Source organism: Hoeflea sp. (assembly GCF_984452065.1).
This window is the reverse complement of the sequence record NZ_CFHWAF010000022.1, coordinates 1-14,263: the sequence shown is the minus strand read 5'-3', so window position 1 is coordinate 14,263 and position 14,263 is coordinate 1. Positions and strand designations below refer to the sequence as shown.

At 61.3% G+C, this 14,263-nt stretch carries 16 protein-coding genes; 7 read left to right on the top strand and 9 right to left on the bottom strand.

Annotation, left to right across the window (positions count from 1 at the left end; genetic code table 11):
• Nucleotides 1–537 (top strand): alanine:cation symporter family protein (locus AC5E6N_RS06390; RefSeq protein ID WP_491747033.1); only part of this gene is annotated, 537 nt, incomplete at its 5' end.
• Nucleotides 538–562: 25 nt separating this feature from the next.
• On the opposite strand, the gene AC5E6N_RS06385 is transcribed toward AC5E6N_RS06390, so the two are convergent.
• The 9 genes from AC5E6N_RS06385 to AC5E6N_RS06345 form a co-directional block, all read right to left on the bottom strand.
• The gene (locus tag AC5E6N_RS06385; RefSeq protein ID WP_491747032.1) at nt 563–1,705 is read right to left on the bottom strand and encodes a M56 family metallopeptidase; all 1,143 of its coding nucleotides are present in this window, start codon (nt 1,703–1,705) and stop codon (nt 563–565) included.
• The gene (locus AC5E6N_RS06380; RefSeq protein ID WP_491747031.1) at nt 1,692–2,087 is read right to left on the bottom strand and encodes a BlaI/MecI/CopY family transcriptional regulator; all 396 of its coding nucleotides are present in this window, start codon (nt 2,085–2,087) and stop codon (nt 1,692–1,694) included. Before AC5E6N_RS06380 ends, AC5E6N_RS06385 begins: the two co-directional genes overlap by 14 nt.
• A 148-nt stretch (nt 2,088–2,235) precedes the next feature.
• Nucleotides 2,236–2,514 carry a DUF2160 domain-containing protein gene (locus tag AC5E6N_RS06375; RefSeq protein WP_491747030.1) on the bottom strand — a complete coding sequence of 93 codons (279 nt, stop codon included), beginning with the start codon at nt 2,512–2,514 and terminating at the stop codon, nt 2,236–2,238.
• Nucleotides 2,514–3,311: a carbohydrate ABC transporter permease gene (locus AC5E6N_RS06370; protein WP_491689214.1), complete on the bottom strand. Its 798-nt coding sequence runs from the start codon at nt 3,309–3,311 to the stop codon at nt 2,514–2,516. The genes AC5E6N_RS06375 and AC5E6N_RS06370 overlap by 1 nt, the downstream gene beginning before the upstream one ends.
• A gap of 10 nt (nt 3,312–3,321) precedes the next feature.
• Complete coding sequence (locus AC5E6N_RS06365) at nt 3,322–4,185, bottom strand: carbohydrate ABC transporter permease (protein WP_491747029.1); 864 nt, start codon at nt 4,183–4,185, stop codon at nt 3,322–3,324.
• Nucleotides 4,182–5,264 carry an ABC transporter ATP-binding protein gene (locus AC5E6N_RS06360; RefSeq protein ID WP_491747028.1) on the bottom strand — a complete coding sequence of 361 codons (1,083 nt, stop codon included), beginning with the start codon at nt 5,262–5,264 and terminating at the stop codon, nt 4,182–4,184. The genes AC5E6N_RS06365 and AC5E6N_RS06360 overlap by 4 nt, the downstream gene beginning before the upstream one ends.
• Before the next feature lie 11 nt (nt 5,265–5,275).
• Complete coding sequence (locus AC5E6N_RS06355; protein WP_491747027.1) at nt 5,276–6,340, bottom strand: ABC transporter ATP-binding protein; 1,065 nt, start codon at nt 6,338–6,340, stop codon at nt 5,276–5,278.
• Between the two features lie 116 nt (nt 6,341–6,456).
• Entirely contained in the window at nt 6,457–8,193 is a 1,737-nt protein-coding gene (locus AC5E6N_RS06350) for an ABC transporter substrate-binding protein (RefSeq protein ID WP_491747026.1), read from the bottom strand.
• A gap of 278 nt (nt 8,194–8,471) precedes the next feature.
• Nucleotides 8,472–9,230, bottom strand: coding sequence for a GntR family transcriptional regulator (locus AC5E6N_RS06345; protein ID WP_491747025.1), 759 nt, complete (start codon nt 9,228–9,230; stop codon nt 8,472–8,474).
• A 138-nt stretch (nt 9,231–9,368) separates the two neighbouring features.
• On the opposite strand from AC5E6N_RS06345, the gene AC5E6N_RS06340 reads away from it, so the two are divergent.
• Genes AC5E6N_RS06340 through AC5E6N_RS06315 form a run of 6 tightly spaced genes read left to right on the top strand, consistent with a single transcriptional unit; the run spans nt 9,369 to nt 14,197 of the window.
• Nucleotides 9,369–9,740 (top strand): TIGR04076 family protein, encoded by a 372-nt coding sequence (locus AC5E6N_RS06340; protein ID WP_491747024.1) that lies wholly within the window; start codon nt 9,369–9,371, stop codon nt 9,738–9,740.
• Nucleotides 9,733–10,782 (top strand): aldo/keto reductase, encoded by a 1,050-nt coding sequence (locus AC5E6N_RS06335; RefSeq protein ID WP_491747023.1) that lies wholly within the window; start codon nt 9,733–9,735, stop codon nt 10,780–10,782. The genes AC5E6N_RS06340 and AC5E6N_RS06335 overlap by 8 nt, the downstream gene beginning before the upstream one ends.
• Nucleotides 10,779–11,561: an ABC transporter ATP-binding protein gene (locus AC5E6N_RS06330; protein WP_491747022.1), complete on the top strand. Its 783-nt coding sequence runs from the start codon at nt 10,779–10,781 to the stop codon at nt 11,559–11,561. Before AC5E6N_RS06335 ends, AC5E6N_RS06330 begins: the two co-directional genes overlap by 4 nt.
• A complete protein-coding gene (locus AC5E6N_RS06325; RefSeq protein WP_491747021.1) occupies nt 11,554–12,291 on the top strand; it encodes an ABC transporter ATP-binding protein in 738 nt (245 codons plus the stop codon). The genes AC5E6N_RS06330 and AC5E6N_RS06325 overlap by 8 nt, the downstream gene beginning before the upstream one ends.
• Entirely contained in the window at nt 12,288–13,199 is a 912-nt protein-coding gene (locus AC5E6N_RS06320) for a branched-chain amino acid ABC transporter permease (protein WP_491747020.1), read from the top strand. The genes AC5E6N_RS06325 and AC5E6N_RS06320 overlap by 4 nt, the downstream gene beginning before the upstream one ends.
• Nucleotides 13,196–14,197 (top strand): branched-chain amino acid ABC transporter permease, encoded by a 1,002-nt coding sequence (locus AC5E6N_RS06315; protein ID WP_491747019.1) that lies wholly within the window; start codon nt 13,196–13,198, stop codon nt 14,195–14,197. Before AC5E6N_RS06320 ends, AC5E6N_RS06315 begins: the two co-directional genes overlap by 4 nt.
• Nucleotides 14,198–14,263 lie beyond the last annotated feature (66 nt).

Below are 14,263 nucleotides of genomic sequence, written 5' to 3'. Positions count from 1 at the left end.
ATCGATACGATCTTTATCTGCAGTTGCACGGCCTTCGTCATTCTTCTGGGCGGCGTCTATGTTCCGGGCGCGGAAGGCGTCGATGGAATTGCGCTTACCCAGCAGTCGCTCGTGTGGCATCTCGGAGGCTGGTCGCAATATTTCCTGTCTTTGATGATCCTGCTCTTCGCTTTCAGTTCGATCATCTACAACTACTATCTTGGCGAGAACGCACTGTCCTTCATGACAAAGAACCCGCTCGCCATCAACGTGCTGCGGGTTTTCGTCATCTGTATCGTATTTCTGGGCGCCACGGCACCCGGCGCGACGGCGGTCTTTTTCTTCTCCGATCCGGTGATGGGAATCCTCGCCGTGGTCAATCTGGTGGTGATTATCATGCTGCTTCCGACCTGCCTGCGCATCCTGAAGGACTTCCGAAACCAGATCGATGCCGGCATCCAGCGGCCGGTTTTCAATCCGGACGAATTCCCGGACCTCGACATCGACCGCACGGCCTGGACGGGGGTCGACCCCGAGAAGGAAAAGGCGTCGGCATAGACCACCTTTACGATCAGTAACCGGCCTACCAGGTCGGCGGCGTTGCGAGGCTGTTGCGCACGGCAAGCCGTTCCAGGTTGATGATGGTCGCCAGCATGATGCGGTCCTGGCTCCAGTCATTGGGCCGCTGGATGGCAATCGTCGTGACGGCCACCATCGCCAGAAGCGGGATCATCAGGGCGACCAGCGCCGAGATGCGGTTGCGTTCGACACTGCCTTCGAAGAGGGACACGAGACGCCGGCGCAGGACGATGGCCGGGCTGTTGCCGAAGAGCGAACGGTCGGATTTCACCAGGGCCACCTTTGGAAGCGACACGGAAAACACCCGATCGGTGCGCATGCTGTTCTGGCAGGCGCGCAGCAGGCACTCACAATAGGCTTCGATCGTGTAGTGCCTGCGGGCGAGGACACGCTGGTCGCAGGAAAGTTCGCGCAGATGTTCAACCTGACGCTTCCAGAGGTAGTAAACCGGGTTCCAGAAAAAGAACGGACGCAGGAACTCGAGCGCCAGTTCCCACTCGATGTCGTATTGGCGCAGATGCTGGAATTCATGGCCGAGCGCCATCCTGACGTCCTCGCTGTTGGCCAGCATGCTGGACGGGATGACGACGTAACGGCGGCGCAGCGTGCGGGTCGAAAACGGCACGCGTGTGGTGTCGGAAATGCGCAGATGCAGATTGCCGAAGCGGCGCCAGGAATAGCTGTTTTCGATGATCCTGTGCAGGCGGCGAAAACTGACAATGAGGCGGGCCGAGAAGAACAGCATGCCGGTGATGAGAAACGCGGTGACGATCAGTCCGAGACGGCTGTCAAGATTGACGAGATCGCTGGTCACGGTGTTGTGGAGGCCGAGGAAGGATTCCAGCTGCGACGGGTTCATTTCCAGCCGGCCCTGGAGGTACTGGGCGACGATGAAGTCGGACAGTGTCATCGAGAAGCCGTCCGACAGAAACCCGGCCTTCAGGAACAGCGCGACGCCGGCGGCAATGAGCGGGCTCGCCGCGACGGCGATGAACAGGCCGTTGAGCAGGCGGAGCTGTGTGACATAGGCATGGCGCATGCCGAGCGCATTGAGACAGAGACGCGCGAGGAACCACAGGCCGAAGGCAAATGCCAGCAGGATGTTCATGTTGATATAGGCGTCGAGGACAGCGCTAGTCTGTATCATTTTTCAACCTCCTATCGAGCAACTCGCGGATTTCGTTCAGCGCGTCCTTCGACAGGTTGGCGTCGTCGACAAGCCGCGCCACCAGTGAGGCCGGCGTATTGTCGAAGAGCTTCTCGGAAAGATCCTTCAAGGATCGGGTCTGGTAGGCATCCTTTGACAAAAGCGCCCTGTAGACGAATGTTTTCCCCTGTTTCGTGCTGGTAACGAACCCCTTCTGCTCAAGGATTCTCATGATCGTCGCCGCAGACGTGTAGGCCAGGTTCCTGTCGGGCGCGAGCCTGACCAGGACATCACGCACGGTTCCCTCGCCAAGTTCCCAAAGACGGGTCATGAATTCGAGTTCAACCTCTGTCAGAAATTCGGCTTTCTTCTTTTGTCTCATCGATCATCCCGTCCAAAGACAAACCGCGCGTGCCGACAGTACAGACTAAAACTTTCGTTTCTCCAAGCGGTTTTTGTCCACGGCACGCACGGAGCCGGCGGACTTTGTACGGGAATCATGTGTTCGAGGCCGTGTTCCCGCACCGGTCCTACACCTTCCAGAAACAGAACACACACCAGGCGATGGCGATAAAAAGCGGCGCCCAGAGCGGCATGCCCATGAGGCCGAGCCAGGCCAGGAATATGTAGACGGAGCCGAGGAGCGATATGAAGAGACGGTCGCCGCGCGTCGTCACGAGGCCAAGCACGCCCTTGCGCTCGTCGCCCCCCGGATGCCTGATCTCAAGCACGGTCAAGACGGCCATTGCCGAAAAAATACCGATGAAAACCAGGGCGGTCGGCCAGGTCCAGGCCATCCAGCTGAGCATTACACCCTCCCCAGGGCGAAGCCCTTGGCGATATAGTTGCGGACAAAATAGATGACGATCGCGCCGGGGATGATCGTCAGGGTGCCGGCGGCGGCCAGAAGGCCGAGCTCATAGCCGGCGCTCGAGGCGGTCTTGGTCATGGTCGCGGCAATCGGCTTCGCGGCAACGGCCGTCAGCGTCTTGGCGAGCAGCAGTTCCACCCAGGAGAACATGAAGCAGAAGAAGGCGGCGACGCCCACGCCGGCGCTGATCGTCGGCAGGAAGATCGTCACGAAGAAGCGCGGGAAGGAATAGCCGTCGACATAGGCCGTCTCATCGAGTTCCTTGGGCACGCCGCTCATGAAGCCTTCCAGGATCCAGACCGCGAGCGGAATGTTGAACAGGCAGTGCGCCAAGGCCACCGCCCAATAGGTGTCGAACAGGCCGACCGCGGAATAGAGCTGAAAGAAGGGCAGCGCGAAGACGGCGGCCGGTGCCATGCGGTTTGTCAGCAGCCAGAAGAACAGCTGTTTGTCGCCGAGAAACCGGTAGCGCGAGAAGGCATAGGCCGCCGGCAGCGCGACGGCGATCGATATCACCGTGTTGAGCGAAACATAGGCGATTGAATTGATATAGCCCCAATACCAGGAGGGATCGGTGAAGATCACCCGGTAATTGTCGAAGGTCCATGTCTGGGGAAAGAGCGAGAAGCCGGACAATATCTCGCCGGTTGTCTTGAAGCTCATCGCCACCAGCCAGTAGATCGGCAGGAGCAGGAAGAGGATATAGAGGATAACGATCCAGTTTCTCTTGCGCATGATACCTTCCCTACCGCGCGTTGTCCCGGGTCATCAGCGTGTAGAACAGCCAGGACGCGAGCAGTGTGATGGCGAAATAGATGAGCGACATGGCCGCCGCCGGACCGAGGTCGAACTGACCGAGCGCCATCTTCTCAAGATCGATCGACAGCAGCGTCGTCGAGTTTCCGGGGCCGCCGCCGGTCAGGACAAACGGTTCGGTATAGATGTTGAAACTATCCATGAAGCGCAGCAGGACCGCGATGATCAGCACCTGTTTCATCTTCGGCAGCTGGATATAGCGAAACACGGACCAGGGCGATGCGCCGTCGATCTTCGCCGCCTGATAATAGGCACCCGGGATCGAAACCAGGCCGGCATAGGAGAGCAGCGCGACCAGCGACGTCCAGTGCCACACATCCATGACGATGATGGTGATCCAGGCGGCGAGCGGGTCCTGGGTCATGTTGTAGTTGATGCCCAGCACATGATTCATCACGTAACCGAGCAGACCGATATCGGGCAGCGTGAAGATGTTCCACATGGCGCCGACAACGTTCCACGGAATGAGCATCGGCAGCGACATGGTGACAAGGCAGACCGGCACCCAGAACCCTTTTCGCGGCATGGCGAGCGCGATGATCACGCCGAGCGGCACCTCGATTGCCAGGATCGTGCCGGTGAACAGGAACTGACGCCCCAGCGCCGCGTGGAAGCGGTCGGACCGGAGCAATTGCTCGAACCAGTCGAGCCCCTGCCAGAAAAACAGATTGTCGCCGAAGGTTTCCTGAACCGAATAATTGACGACGGTCATCATCGGGATCAGCGCGTTGAATGCCACGAGCAGGAGCACGGGCATGACAAAATACCAGGCCTTCTGGTTTTCAACCTTCATGCCGCCGTCTCCCCGGCTGTGCTGGCGATCCAGCCATCGCGGTAAAGGCGTGTCTGCGCCGGCTCGAATTGCAGGTGCACGGTCTCGCCCTGTTCGGGCGCGGCCTCATCGACAATGGCATTGACGCGGTTGTCGCCGACCATCGCCTCAACCACGTAGTGGCGGCCGACATCGGAAACCTTGCGCACGGTGGCCGCGAGCCCGTCATCTTCAATCGAGACGAATTCCGGGCGGACGCCGATCTGGGTCATGCCGGCGCCGTCGGAGATCGCCCCCTCAAGCGCGATGGAATTTCCGCCCAGGAACGCACCGCCGTCGCGGACTTCGCAGGGCAGGACATTCATACCCGGCGAGCCGATGAAGTGACCGACAAAGGTGTGGGCCGGGCGATCGAAAAGTTCGATGGGCGTACCGATCTGGACGATTTCGCCCTCCTGCATCACAACCACCTGATCCGCAAAGGTCAGCGCTTCGGTCTGGTCGTGGGTGACGTAGATCATCGTCGCCCTGACGCGCTGGTGCAGCTCCTTGAGCTTGGAGCGCAGCTTCCATTTGAGATGCGGATCGATCACGGTGAGCGGCTCGTCAAACATGATGACATTGACGTCGTCGCGCACCAGGCCGCGGCCCATCGAAATCTTCTGCTTGTTGTCGGGCGACAGGCCCGAGGCGCGCGTCTGCAGCATATCGGTCACTTCCAGCATGCCGGCGATCTCATGCACGCGTTCAGCCACCGTCGCCTCCGGCACCCGCCTGTTTCGCAGCGGAAAGGCAAGATTGTCGTAGACGGTCATGGTGTCGTAGATGACCGGGAACTGGAACACCTGCGCGATGTTGCGCCGGGCGGGCGGCAGCGCGGTCACATCCTCGCCATCGAAGAGGATATGACCCTCGGAGGGTTCAATGAGACCGGAAATGATGTTGAGCAATGTCGACTTACCGCAGCCGGACGGGCCGAGCAGCGCGTATGCGCCGCCATCCTGCCAGTCGAGATCGATTTCCTTGAGGGCATAATCCTCGGGGCCCGCCGGCTCGGGCAGGTAGCTGTGACGCAGTTTCGACAGAGTGATTTTCGCCATGCCGACCGCCCCTATGCGACCAGCGCGCCGTCAGGCGCGAAATAAAAGCACCGGGACGGATCCATGAAGAACTGGTGATCCTCGCCGACGCGATAGGGGTGCACGCCCGGAGCCAGCGAAACCCAGCTTTCATCGCCGAGAAGGAAATGGGCGCTGCTTTCCGAGCCGCTGAGCTCCGTCACCTGCACCGTTCCCATCATCGGAACGAGTGCGTCCGAGGTCTTGACCGGCGTGACATGGTTGGGGCGGATGGCAACGGTATAATTGCCATCCGCCAGGTCCGCCGCCGCGCCGGTCAAATCCCAGCGCACATTGGCATTGAGACGCGCCTCACGACCCTCCTTGCGGATCGGGGCGGTGTTGATCGGCGGATCGGAAAAAACCGCCGCCGATACGAGGTCCCTCGGATTGCGGTAGATTTCGGCGGTTCGGCCGAACTGAACGACGCGGCCGTCATCCATCAGCCCGGTATAGCCGCCGAGCATCAGCGCCTCTTCGGGCTCGGACGTCGCATAGACAACAACAGCGCCGCGCCCGGCAAAGAGTTCCGGCAGCTGGTCGCGCAGTTCCTCGCGCAGCTTGTAGTCGAGATTTGCGAGCGGTTCGTCGAGAAACACCGCGTCGGCCTGTTTGGCGATCGCCCGGGCAAGCGCCGTGCGCTGCTGCTGGCCGCCGGACAGTTCGCTCGGACGCCGGTGCAGCATCGGGCGCAATTGCAGGATGTCGGCCGCCTCTTCGACCCGGCCCTCGATTTCGGATTTCGCCATGCCGGCGACTTTGAGCGGCGAAGCGATATTGTCGAAGACGGACATGTGCGGGTAGTTGACGAAAAACTGATGGACGAGACTGATATTGCGTTTCTGGGTGGTGAGGTTCGTGACATCGCGTCCGTCCATCACAATGCTGCCGGTTGCAGCCCGATCCAGCCCGGCCATGAGCTTGATGAGCGATGTCTTGCCGGCACCGGTTTCACCAAGAAGAACGTTGAAGTGACCCGTTTCGAGACGCAGATTGGTCTCCTTGATGTGAATATCCGCACCGACTCGCTTGGTGACGTTGTTCAGTTCCAGTGCCATGAATGCGTCCCCCGCAAATCGGGCGCCCTTCGTCGGAAATCGTTTCTAGCAAGTGCCGGGACCCGAGGGTCCCGGCGCGGTCGGCCCGGAGGAATATGGGCGCGACAGAAAGAGCGCTATTGCGCGGCCCAGCGGGCGACGAGGTCATCGTAATTGACCGTCACGCCCTGCGGCTTCTCGTTGTCCAGCGGCGGCTTGGCGCCTCCGTTGGCATACCAGTAGGCCGCATCTTTCGGCTCGTTGAGGCGCGGGCCGCAGCCGCCATAGACATTGGCCTGCTCGTCGGCTGCCTGCATACGGGCCATGGTGATGTCCATTTCCTCTGCAAGCCGGTCCATGGCTTCCTGCGGCGTGAAGGCGCCGGAGTTCACGTCACCGATCTGCTGCCACCAGATCTGGGCGAGCTTCGGATAGTCCGGCACGTTGATGCCGGTCGGCGACCATGCGACCCGGTCAGGCGAGCGATAGAACTCGACCAGACCGCCGAGCTTCGGCGCGCGCTCGGTGAAGGATTCATGGTTCACCGTGCTGTCGCGGATGAAGGTCAGACCCACATGGGACTTCTTGGTGTCGACGGTTTTTGACACAACGAACTGGGCATAGAGCCAGGCCGCCTTGGCGCGGTCTTCCGGCGTGGACTTCAGGATGGTCCAGGAACCCACATCCTGATAGCCGACCTTCTGGCCCTCCTCCCAATAGGGGCCGTGCGGTGACGGAGCCATACGCCACAACGGGTTGCCCGCGTCATCAACCGTGTTGTTGCCTTCCGACTTCGGCTTGACCATGTCTGCGGTAAAGGCCGTGTACCAGAAGATCTGCTGGGCGACATTGCCCTGGCTGAGCGCCGGCAGGGACTGGTAGAAGTCGAAGGAAGCGGCTCCCGGAGGTGCGTAGTTGCGCAGCCACTCGTCCCATTTGCGGATCGCGTAGACGGCGGCAGGACCGTTTGCCGCTCCGCCACGGGAGACGGACGCGCCAACAGGGTTACAGGTGCCTTCCTCCATACGGATGCCCCATTCGTCGATGGGGATGCCGTTCGGCTCGCCCTTGGAGCCGGCGCCGGCCATGGACAGCCAGGCATCGGTCATGCGCCATCCAAGGTCAGGTGCGCGCTTGCCGTAATCCATGTGCCCGTAAATCTGGACGCCGTCGATTTCCTTGACGTCCTCGGAGAAGAATTCGGCGATGTCCTCATAGGCGGACCAATTGACCGGAACGCCGAGATCGTAGCCGTATTCCGCCTTGAAAGCCTCCTGCAGGTCCGGACGGTCGAACCAGTCCTTGCGGAACCAGTAAAGGTTGGCAAACTGCTGATCGGGAAGCTGATACAGATCGCCATCCGGTCCGGTGGTGAACTGGGTTCCCATGAAGTCGTCCAGATCGAGGCCCGGATTCGTGACGTCCTTGCCCGCGCCTTCCATCCAGTCGGACAGGTTGTAGGCAAGCTGCAGACGCGAATGGGTGCCGATCAGATCGGAATCGTTGACATAGGCGTCGTAGAGGTTGCGCTTGGTCTGCATCTGCGTCTGCACAGCCTGCACGACCTCGCCCTCACCGAGAATCTGGTGATTGACCTTGATGCCGGTAATGTCCTCGAAGGCCTTCGTCAGAACTTCCGACTCGTAAGAGTGCGTCGGAATGCCTTCAGACAGAACGTTGATTTCCATGCCGGCGAACGGTTCGGCGGCTTTCATGAACCATTCCATCTCAGCCATCTGCTCATCCTTGCTGAGCACTGAGGGCTGAAATTCCTGGTCGACCCATTTTTTTGCCGCAGCCATGTCGGCATGGGCCGACGACGTGGCCGCAACCACAGCCGCGACCGCCACTGCGGATAGCAGATACTTACGCATCTTGTCTCCTCCCGAGAATTCACAGAGCCAGTAAAATCTGGCTTTCAAATTCTCTGAATATTGGTGACAAAAAGTCAAACTAAAAATTTAGTAGAACGGCAGAATTTTTACAAATATCTGATTTTAATTATGAAATTCTGAAGCATAAAGCTGGCTGCAACGGGTTACATCGTGCTGTCTTATCAATCGATGCCGGGCAAGCCGACCGGCCGAATGCTTTTCGCAACTGCAAAAAATCACGGGCCGGCATGATGGATGCGGAGAGGCTGGCGGGCGCCTCAATCCGGCTTTTGCGTATAGGCGTCGAGAATGTCGAAAGAGCGCGAAATATCGGTGACGAGCGCTTCCCTGGCGCCGGCGGCGTCCCGGTCACGCGCGGCCGCTATAATGCGCCGATGATCCTTGTGACTGCCATGAATATTCGGGTCGATCGTATAGTGGATAAGGTTCAGGAAGGGACCGTATTGCAGCCAGAGGCTTTCGATGAACCGCAGCAGGGTCGGTGAGCCGGCGCTTGAATAGAGCGTGAAATGAAAAAGCCGGTTGGACTTCAATTCGTCGATCGGCGTTTTCGGCCTTTGCGCAGCCGCTTCGTCAAGGATCGCCTCGAGCCGGTCGAGTTCCTGCGGCGTCGCGCGCTCGGCGGCGAGTTCGGTGACCATGGATTCAATGCCGATCCTGGCCTGTTTCAGATCGATGAGCCTTGAACGGCGCAGCGGCGGCACCCGCAGCGCCCGCCCCGGCGCGTCGATCAACGCACCCTCGGCCACAAGACGGCGGACGGCCTCGCGCACCGGTGTGATGCTGGTTTCGAAACGCTTTGCCAGCTCGCGAAGGTTCAGATAGTCGCCCGGCGCGAAGTAACCGACCATGAAAGCGTCCTTGAGCTGATCATAGACCAGCTCGCGCAGATTGACCTGCCGTGCCGGCCCAAGGCCCGGCATCGCACCGCCCGGCGACGGCGACGGCTCGCTCGAGGCCGGGCCTTCGGTCCCGGCCGGCATATCGATCAGTGCAGCCATGCTGTCCTCGCTCACAGTTCAACTCCCGGAACCGGTCCGGCGACCCGGTAAAACCGAACGCGGCTGAAAAACTTGACTTTGGAGCCGCCGCAAAGCACCCTTCGAGATAAGATATCACAAATAACATATCACAAAAAGACGGGGGAACATCGGTTGGAGGACAGGCCTTTCGAGCTTTTCGATCTCAAGGTGGAGGTCGTCGCTGGCGACAAGCCGATGGTGTGCAACCATGTCGAGGGCTCCTATTTCCTCGTCGAGGGCGAGAACCTCATCTTCCCCGACCGCAATCATTTTCCGATGTATCCGCTCGCCGCGCTGATCCCCTTCCTGCCGGCCAAACAGCGCGTGACCGACGACAATGACTGGATGAGCACCGACGCGGAAATCGCCTGCCCGGACCCGCATTGCGGCGGCCGCTTCCGCATCACGCGGCTGAAGAAGCGCCGCTTCACCCATGCCGGCACATCGGGCCTGCCGGACTCACGTGGAACGCCCTATTGGCAGGAGACCGGGGACGATGACTGAGACGGCGACGCTGCGGCCGGGCTACTCGTTCTCGCGTATCATCAAGGGCGGCTGGCAGCTTGCCGGCGACCACGGCCCGGTCGACCGGGCCCGGTCGATCGCGGACATGGAGCGTTTCCTCGACGCCGGCATCGCCACATTCGACTGCGCCGACATCTATGTGGGCGTGGAGGAAATGATCGGCGAATTTATCGGCCGCGTGCGCGTCCATCGCGGTGCGCGGGCCGCCGCCGACATCAAGGTCCACACCAAGCTGGTGCCGGATTTCGACCGGCTGGAAACCGTGCGGCCCGCCGATATCGAGGCCATTGTCGACCGCTCGCTGAAGCGGCTGAAGCTCGACCGGCTCGATCTCGTCCAGTTCTACTGGTGGGACCTTGCCATCGGCAGACCATACGAGGTGCTGGACTGCCTCAAGGATATCCAGAAACGCGGCAAAATCCGGCTGCTCGGCGCGACAAACTGGGACGAGCCGGCGATGCAGCCCTTCATCACAGCCGGTTTCGATCTCGTGTCGACACAGGTTCAGTATTCGCTTCTGGACAACCGGCCGGCCGGCGCATTCGCCGACTGGTGCGGCGCACACCAGATGCAGATCCTCGCTTACGGCTCGCTCGCCGGCGGCTTTTTGACCGAGAAATGGCTCGGCACCGCCGATCCGGGCTATGCGTTCGGCAACAGATCGCTGGTGAAATACCGGCTGATCATCGACGAATTCGGCGGCTGGGATCTGTTTCAGTCGTTGATGCGCGTGCTCAAATCAGCCGCCGACAAACACGGTGTTACCTTGAGCGCCGTTGCCAGCCGCTGGGTGCTTGATCAGCCGCATGTCGGTGCGGTGATCATCGGCGCGCGCACCGCCGACAGGCTCGCTGAGACCGTTGCGATCTTCGACCTTGCGCTTGATGATGAGGACAAAACGGCGATCGGCCATGTGCTTGACCGGCGCAGCGGGCCTGCCGGCCCCGTCTACGGCCTGGAAAGGAACAAGGCCGGCCGACACGGGCGTATCATGAAGTACAATCTCGGGAACGCCTCATGACCGATGCGGCGCGTCCCCTGCTCGAAACCCGTTCCGTCAGCGTCTCCTTCGGCGCGTTCCAGGCCGTCGACGCGGTTTCCTTGCGGGTCGCGGAAGGATCGATCACCGGGCTGATCGGCCCGAACGGAGCCGGAAAATCGACGCTCTTTAATGCCATTGCCGGCGAACAGGCCTGCGACGGCGGCGAAATCCTGTTTGACGGTTCGCGCATAGACGGTATTGCCGCAAACGAAGTGCACGATGCCGGACTCGGCCGCACATTCCAGATACCGAAGCCGTTTGCCGCGATGTCGGTGCTTGAAAACCTCATGCTGGCGGCTCCGGACCAGCCGGGCGAACGGTTCTGGGTTCCCGTCATCGCCCGTGGACGGATCGCGGCGCGCGAACGGGAGATCATGGAAAAGGCGGAGGAAATCCTCGCCTTCACGACACTCGATGGCGTGGCGGGCGAAGCGGCGGGGCAGTTGTCCGGCGGACAGCAGAAGCTGCTGGAACTTGCCCGTGTGCTGATGAGCTCACCGAAGATGATCATGCTCGACGAGCCGGCGGCGGGCGTCAATCCGACGCTGACCGGCGTGCTGATCGAGAAGATCGAGCAGTTGAATGCGGACGGCTGCACCTTTCTGATCATCGAGCATGACATGGATCTCGTCATGCGCCACTGCCATGAGATCGTCGCCATGTCGAACGGGCGTATCATCTACGAGGGCGACGCGGCAGGCGCGCAGTCGAACGAGATGTTGCTCAACGCCTATCTGGGGGCAAGCGCCGATGGCTGACGCAGCGCCCTTCCTGGAAGTCGCGAACCTCACCGCCGGATACCGGCGCGGCCTGCCGATCGTGCAGGGCCTTTCCCTGCACGTCGCCACCGGCGAGATCGTCACGGTGATCGGGCCCAACGGCGCCGGCAAATCGACTGTCCTCAAAGCGATCGCCGGCCTCATCGTGATCGAAGGCGGCGGCATTCGCATCGGCGGATCGGATATCACCGGTACCGCGCCGGACAGGCTCGGTCGGTACGACCTCTCCTACGTGCCCCAGACGGCAAACATCTTCACGACGTTGACGGTCGCACAGAACCTGGCGCTTGCCGCACGGCGATGCCGGGCCGCGCCGCAGCAGCGCATTGCGGCGATGCAATCGCTGTTTCCCGATCTTGCCGAACATCGCGATATCCGCGGCGGCGGCCTTTCCGGCGGGCAGCGGCAGATGCTGGCGATCGCCATGGCGATGATCGCCGAGCCGCGTATCATCCTCATGGACGAGCCGACGGCCGGGCTGTCGCCAAAGGCCAGCCAGGACGTGCTCGGCGTCATCGGATCCATCGCGCAAAAGGGCGTGTCGGTTCTTCTGGTCGAGCAGAACGCCCGCATGGCGCTCGGCATATCCGACAGGGCCTATATTCTGGCCGACGGGCGCAACCAGCTCGACGGGCCGGCTGCCGACATTCTCGACGATCCGGCCGTTGCCGAGATTTATCTCGGCGGCCGCAGGAAGGGGGCGGCATGATCCAGGCCCTCTTTGACGGCATACTCGTCGGTTCGGTCCTGTCGCTCGGCGCGATCGGCCTTACGCTGGTGATGCATATCCTGCGCTTTGCCAATTTCTCCCATGCGGAGCTGCTGTCCGTCGGCGCCTATTGCGCGCTGACCTTCGATGCGGTGCTTTCAGCCGTCGCACCGCCGCTTCAGACGATGATCGGCCCGTTCTCTATGTCGTTCGCACTGGCGCTCGCGACCATCGCCGCAGCGGGCATTACCGGGCTGACCGCCGTTCTTGTCGACCGGCTGGTTTTCCGTCGTCTGCGCGAAACCGCCGGGCCGCTCACGCTGGTGTTCGCGTCGTTCGGTGTCGCGCTCATCATGCGCAACGTGATCGCCCTCGTTTTCGGCCTGCACACGCAACGCTATTCCGACGATATCTCCTTCGCGGTGATGGTCAGCGCCGACCCGCTGCTTCTCATCAAGCCGGATCAGGTTATCATCCTTTGCATTTCGGTCCTGGCGATGGCGGCGCTGCATCTGCTCCTGAACCGCACGACGCTCGGCTTCGCCCTGCGGGCAATCGCCGAAAATCCGACACTGGCGCAGGTCAACGGCATATCCATGGCCTCCATGGTGCGGCTGACATGGATCATCGGCGGCGGCCTTGCCGCCATTGCCGGCGTTCTTTATGCCATGGACAATCAGCTCAGCCCGGTGATGGGCCGCGATCTTGTCCTGTCGCTTTTTGCCGCCGCCATCGTCGGCGGGCTCGGCAGCGTCAGCGGCGCGATGCTCGGCGGCTTCATTGTCGGCCTGGCCTCCTCCTTCGCCATCCTGCTGCTGCCGGCCGGCTACAAGCCGGCGGTGCCGTTCCTGGTGATCCTGGCAACGCTCTATCTGCGCCCCAACGGCCTTTTCGGGGAGGCACGATGATCGGGCTCGCCTCCTATCTGATGTTCTTCCTGACGATCACGGCAATCCTGTCGATCGCCGTCCTCGGACTGAACCTGCAATGGGGCAATGCGGGCATTTTCAACGGCGGGGTCGTCGCCTTCTTCGGCATCGGCGCCTATGTCATGATCATTCTGGGCGGGCCGGCGCGCGCGGGCGAGTTCGGCGGTTTTGACGTTGCCTGGCCGGTTGCCCTCACAGGCGGCGCGGCGGCAGCCGGCGTGCTGGCTTATATTGTCGGACTCGCGACAACACGGCTCAGGCACGATTATCTCGCCATCGCCACATTCGGGATCGCCGTTGCTCTGGAGGCCTTTGTCCGCAACGCCACCTATCTGAGCGGCGGCGCCAAGGGCATTCGCGGTTTCGAAAGACCGCTTGAAGAGACCATCGGCAATCCGTTCGTCTACAATCTGTTTTTCCTGGCGCTGGTCATTGTCGCACTTGTCGCCGTTTACGCCGGTCTGTCGCGTCTTGTCGCCTCCCCCTATGGCCGCCTGCTGCGCGCCATCCGCGAGGATGAAACCGCCGCGAAGGCGCTCGGCAAGGATCCGGCGCGTGTCAGGCTCGAGGCTTTTGTGATCGGCGCCGTCGTCATGGGTCTTGCCGGCGGTCTCTATGCGACGTTCTACGCCTTCATCAGCCCGCAGGATCTGGCGCCGATCCTGACGTTCCAGATCTGGGCCATGCTGATCGTCGGCGGTGCCGGCAACAATCGCGGCGCGGTGCTCGGAACATTTGTCGTCTGGGGCTGCTGGGTCGCAAGCGGTTTCGGCCTTGCCAGCTTCGCACCGCCGCATATCCAGATTTACGCCGGGACGCTGCAATATATCCTGATCGGCCTTATCATCGTTTTTACGTTGCTGATCCGCCCGCGCGGATTGTTGCCGGAGCAACTTCAGATCACGACCCGGGCCGCCTCCGTGGCGACCGCACAAAGCAATCGACGACTGAAAAACTGGAAGGGAGACACATCATGAAAACAGCACTGAAAACCGTCTTCGGCGCGGCGGCCCTGACCGCCGGCCTCTCGGCGGCGCCGGCCC

Excerpts from the sequence above, each read along its gene's own strand:
- AC5E6N_RS06385 (WP_491747032.1), bottom strand. The coding sequence starts at position 1,705 with ATGATACAGACTAGCGCTGTCCTCGACGCCTATATCAACATGAACATC.
- AC5E6N_RS06380 (WP_491747031.1), bottom strand. The coding sequence starts at position 2,087 with ATGAGACAAAAGAAGAAAGCCGAATTTCTGACAGAGGTTGAACTCGAA.
- AC5E6N_RS06375 (WP_491747030.1), bottom strand. The coding sequence starts at position 2,514 with ATGCTCAGCTGGATGGCCTGGACCTGGCCGACCGCCCTGGTTTTCATC.
- AC5E6N_RS06370 (WP_491689214.1), bottom strand. The coding sequence starts at position 3,311 with ATGCGCAAGAGAAACTGGATCGTTATCCTCTATATCCTCTTCCTGCTC.
- AC5E6N_RS06365 (WP_491747029.1), bottom strand. The coding sequence starts at position 4,185 with ATGAAGGTTGAAAACCAGAAGGCCTGGTATTTTGTCATGCCCGTGCTC.
- AC5E6N_RS06360 (WP_491747028.1), bottom strand. The coding sequence starts at position 5,264 with ATGGCGAAAATCACTCTGTCGAAACTGCGTCACAGCTACCTGCCCGAG.
- AC5E6N_RS06355 (WP_491747027.1), bottom strand. The coding sequence starts at position 6,340 with ATGGCACTGGAACTGAACAACGTCACCAAGCGAGTCGGTGCGGATATT.
- AC5E6N_RS06350 (WP_491747026.1), bottom strand. The coding sequence starts at position 8,193 with ATGCGTAAGTATCTGCTATCCGCAGTGGCGGTCGCGGCTGTGGTTGCG.
- AC5E6N_RS06335 (WP_491747023.1), top strand. The coding sequence starts at position 9,733 with ATGACTGAGACGGCGACGCTGCGGCCGGGCTACTCGTTCTCGCGTATC.
- AC5E6N_RS06330 (WP_491747022.1), top strand. The coding sequence starts at position 10,779 with ATGACCGATGCGGCGCGTCCCCTGCTCGAAACCCGTTCCGTCAGCGTC.
- AC5E6N_RS06325 (WP_491747021.1), top strand. The coding sequence starts at position 11,554 with ATGGCTGACGCAGCGCCCTTCCTGGAAGTCGCGAACCTCACCGCCGGA.
- AC5E6N_RS06320 (WP_491747020.1), top strand. The coding sequence starts at position 12,288 with ATGATCCAGGCCCTCTTTGACGGCATACTCGTCGGTTCGGTCCTGTCG.
- AC5E6N_RS06315 (WP_491747019.1), top strand. The coding sequence starts at position 13,196 with ATGATCGGGCTCGCCTCCTATCTGATGTTCTTCCTGACGATCACGGCA.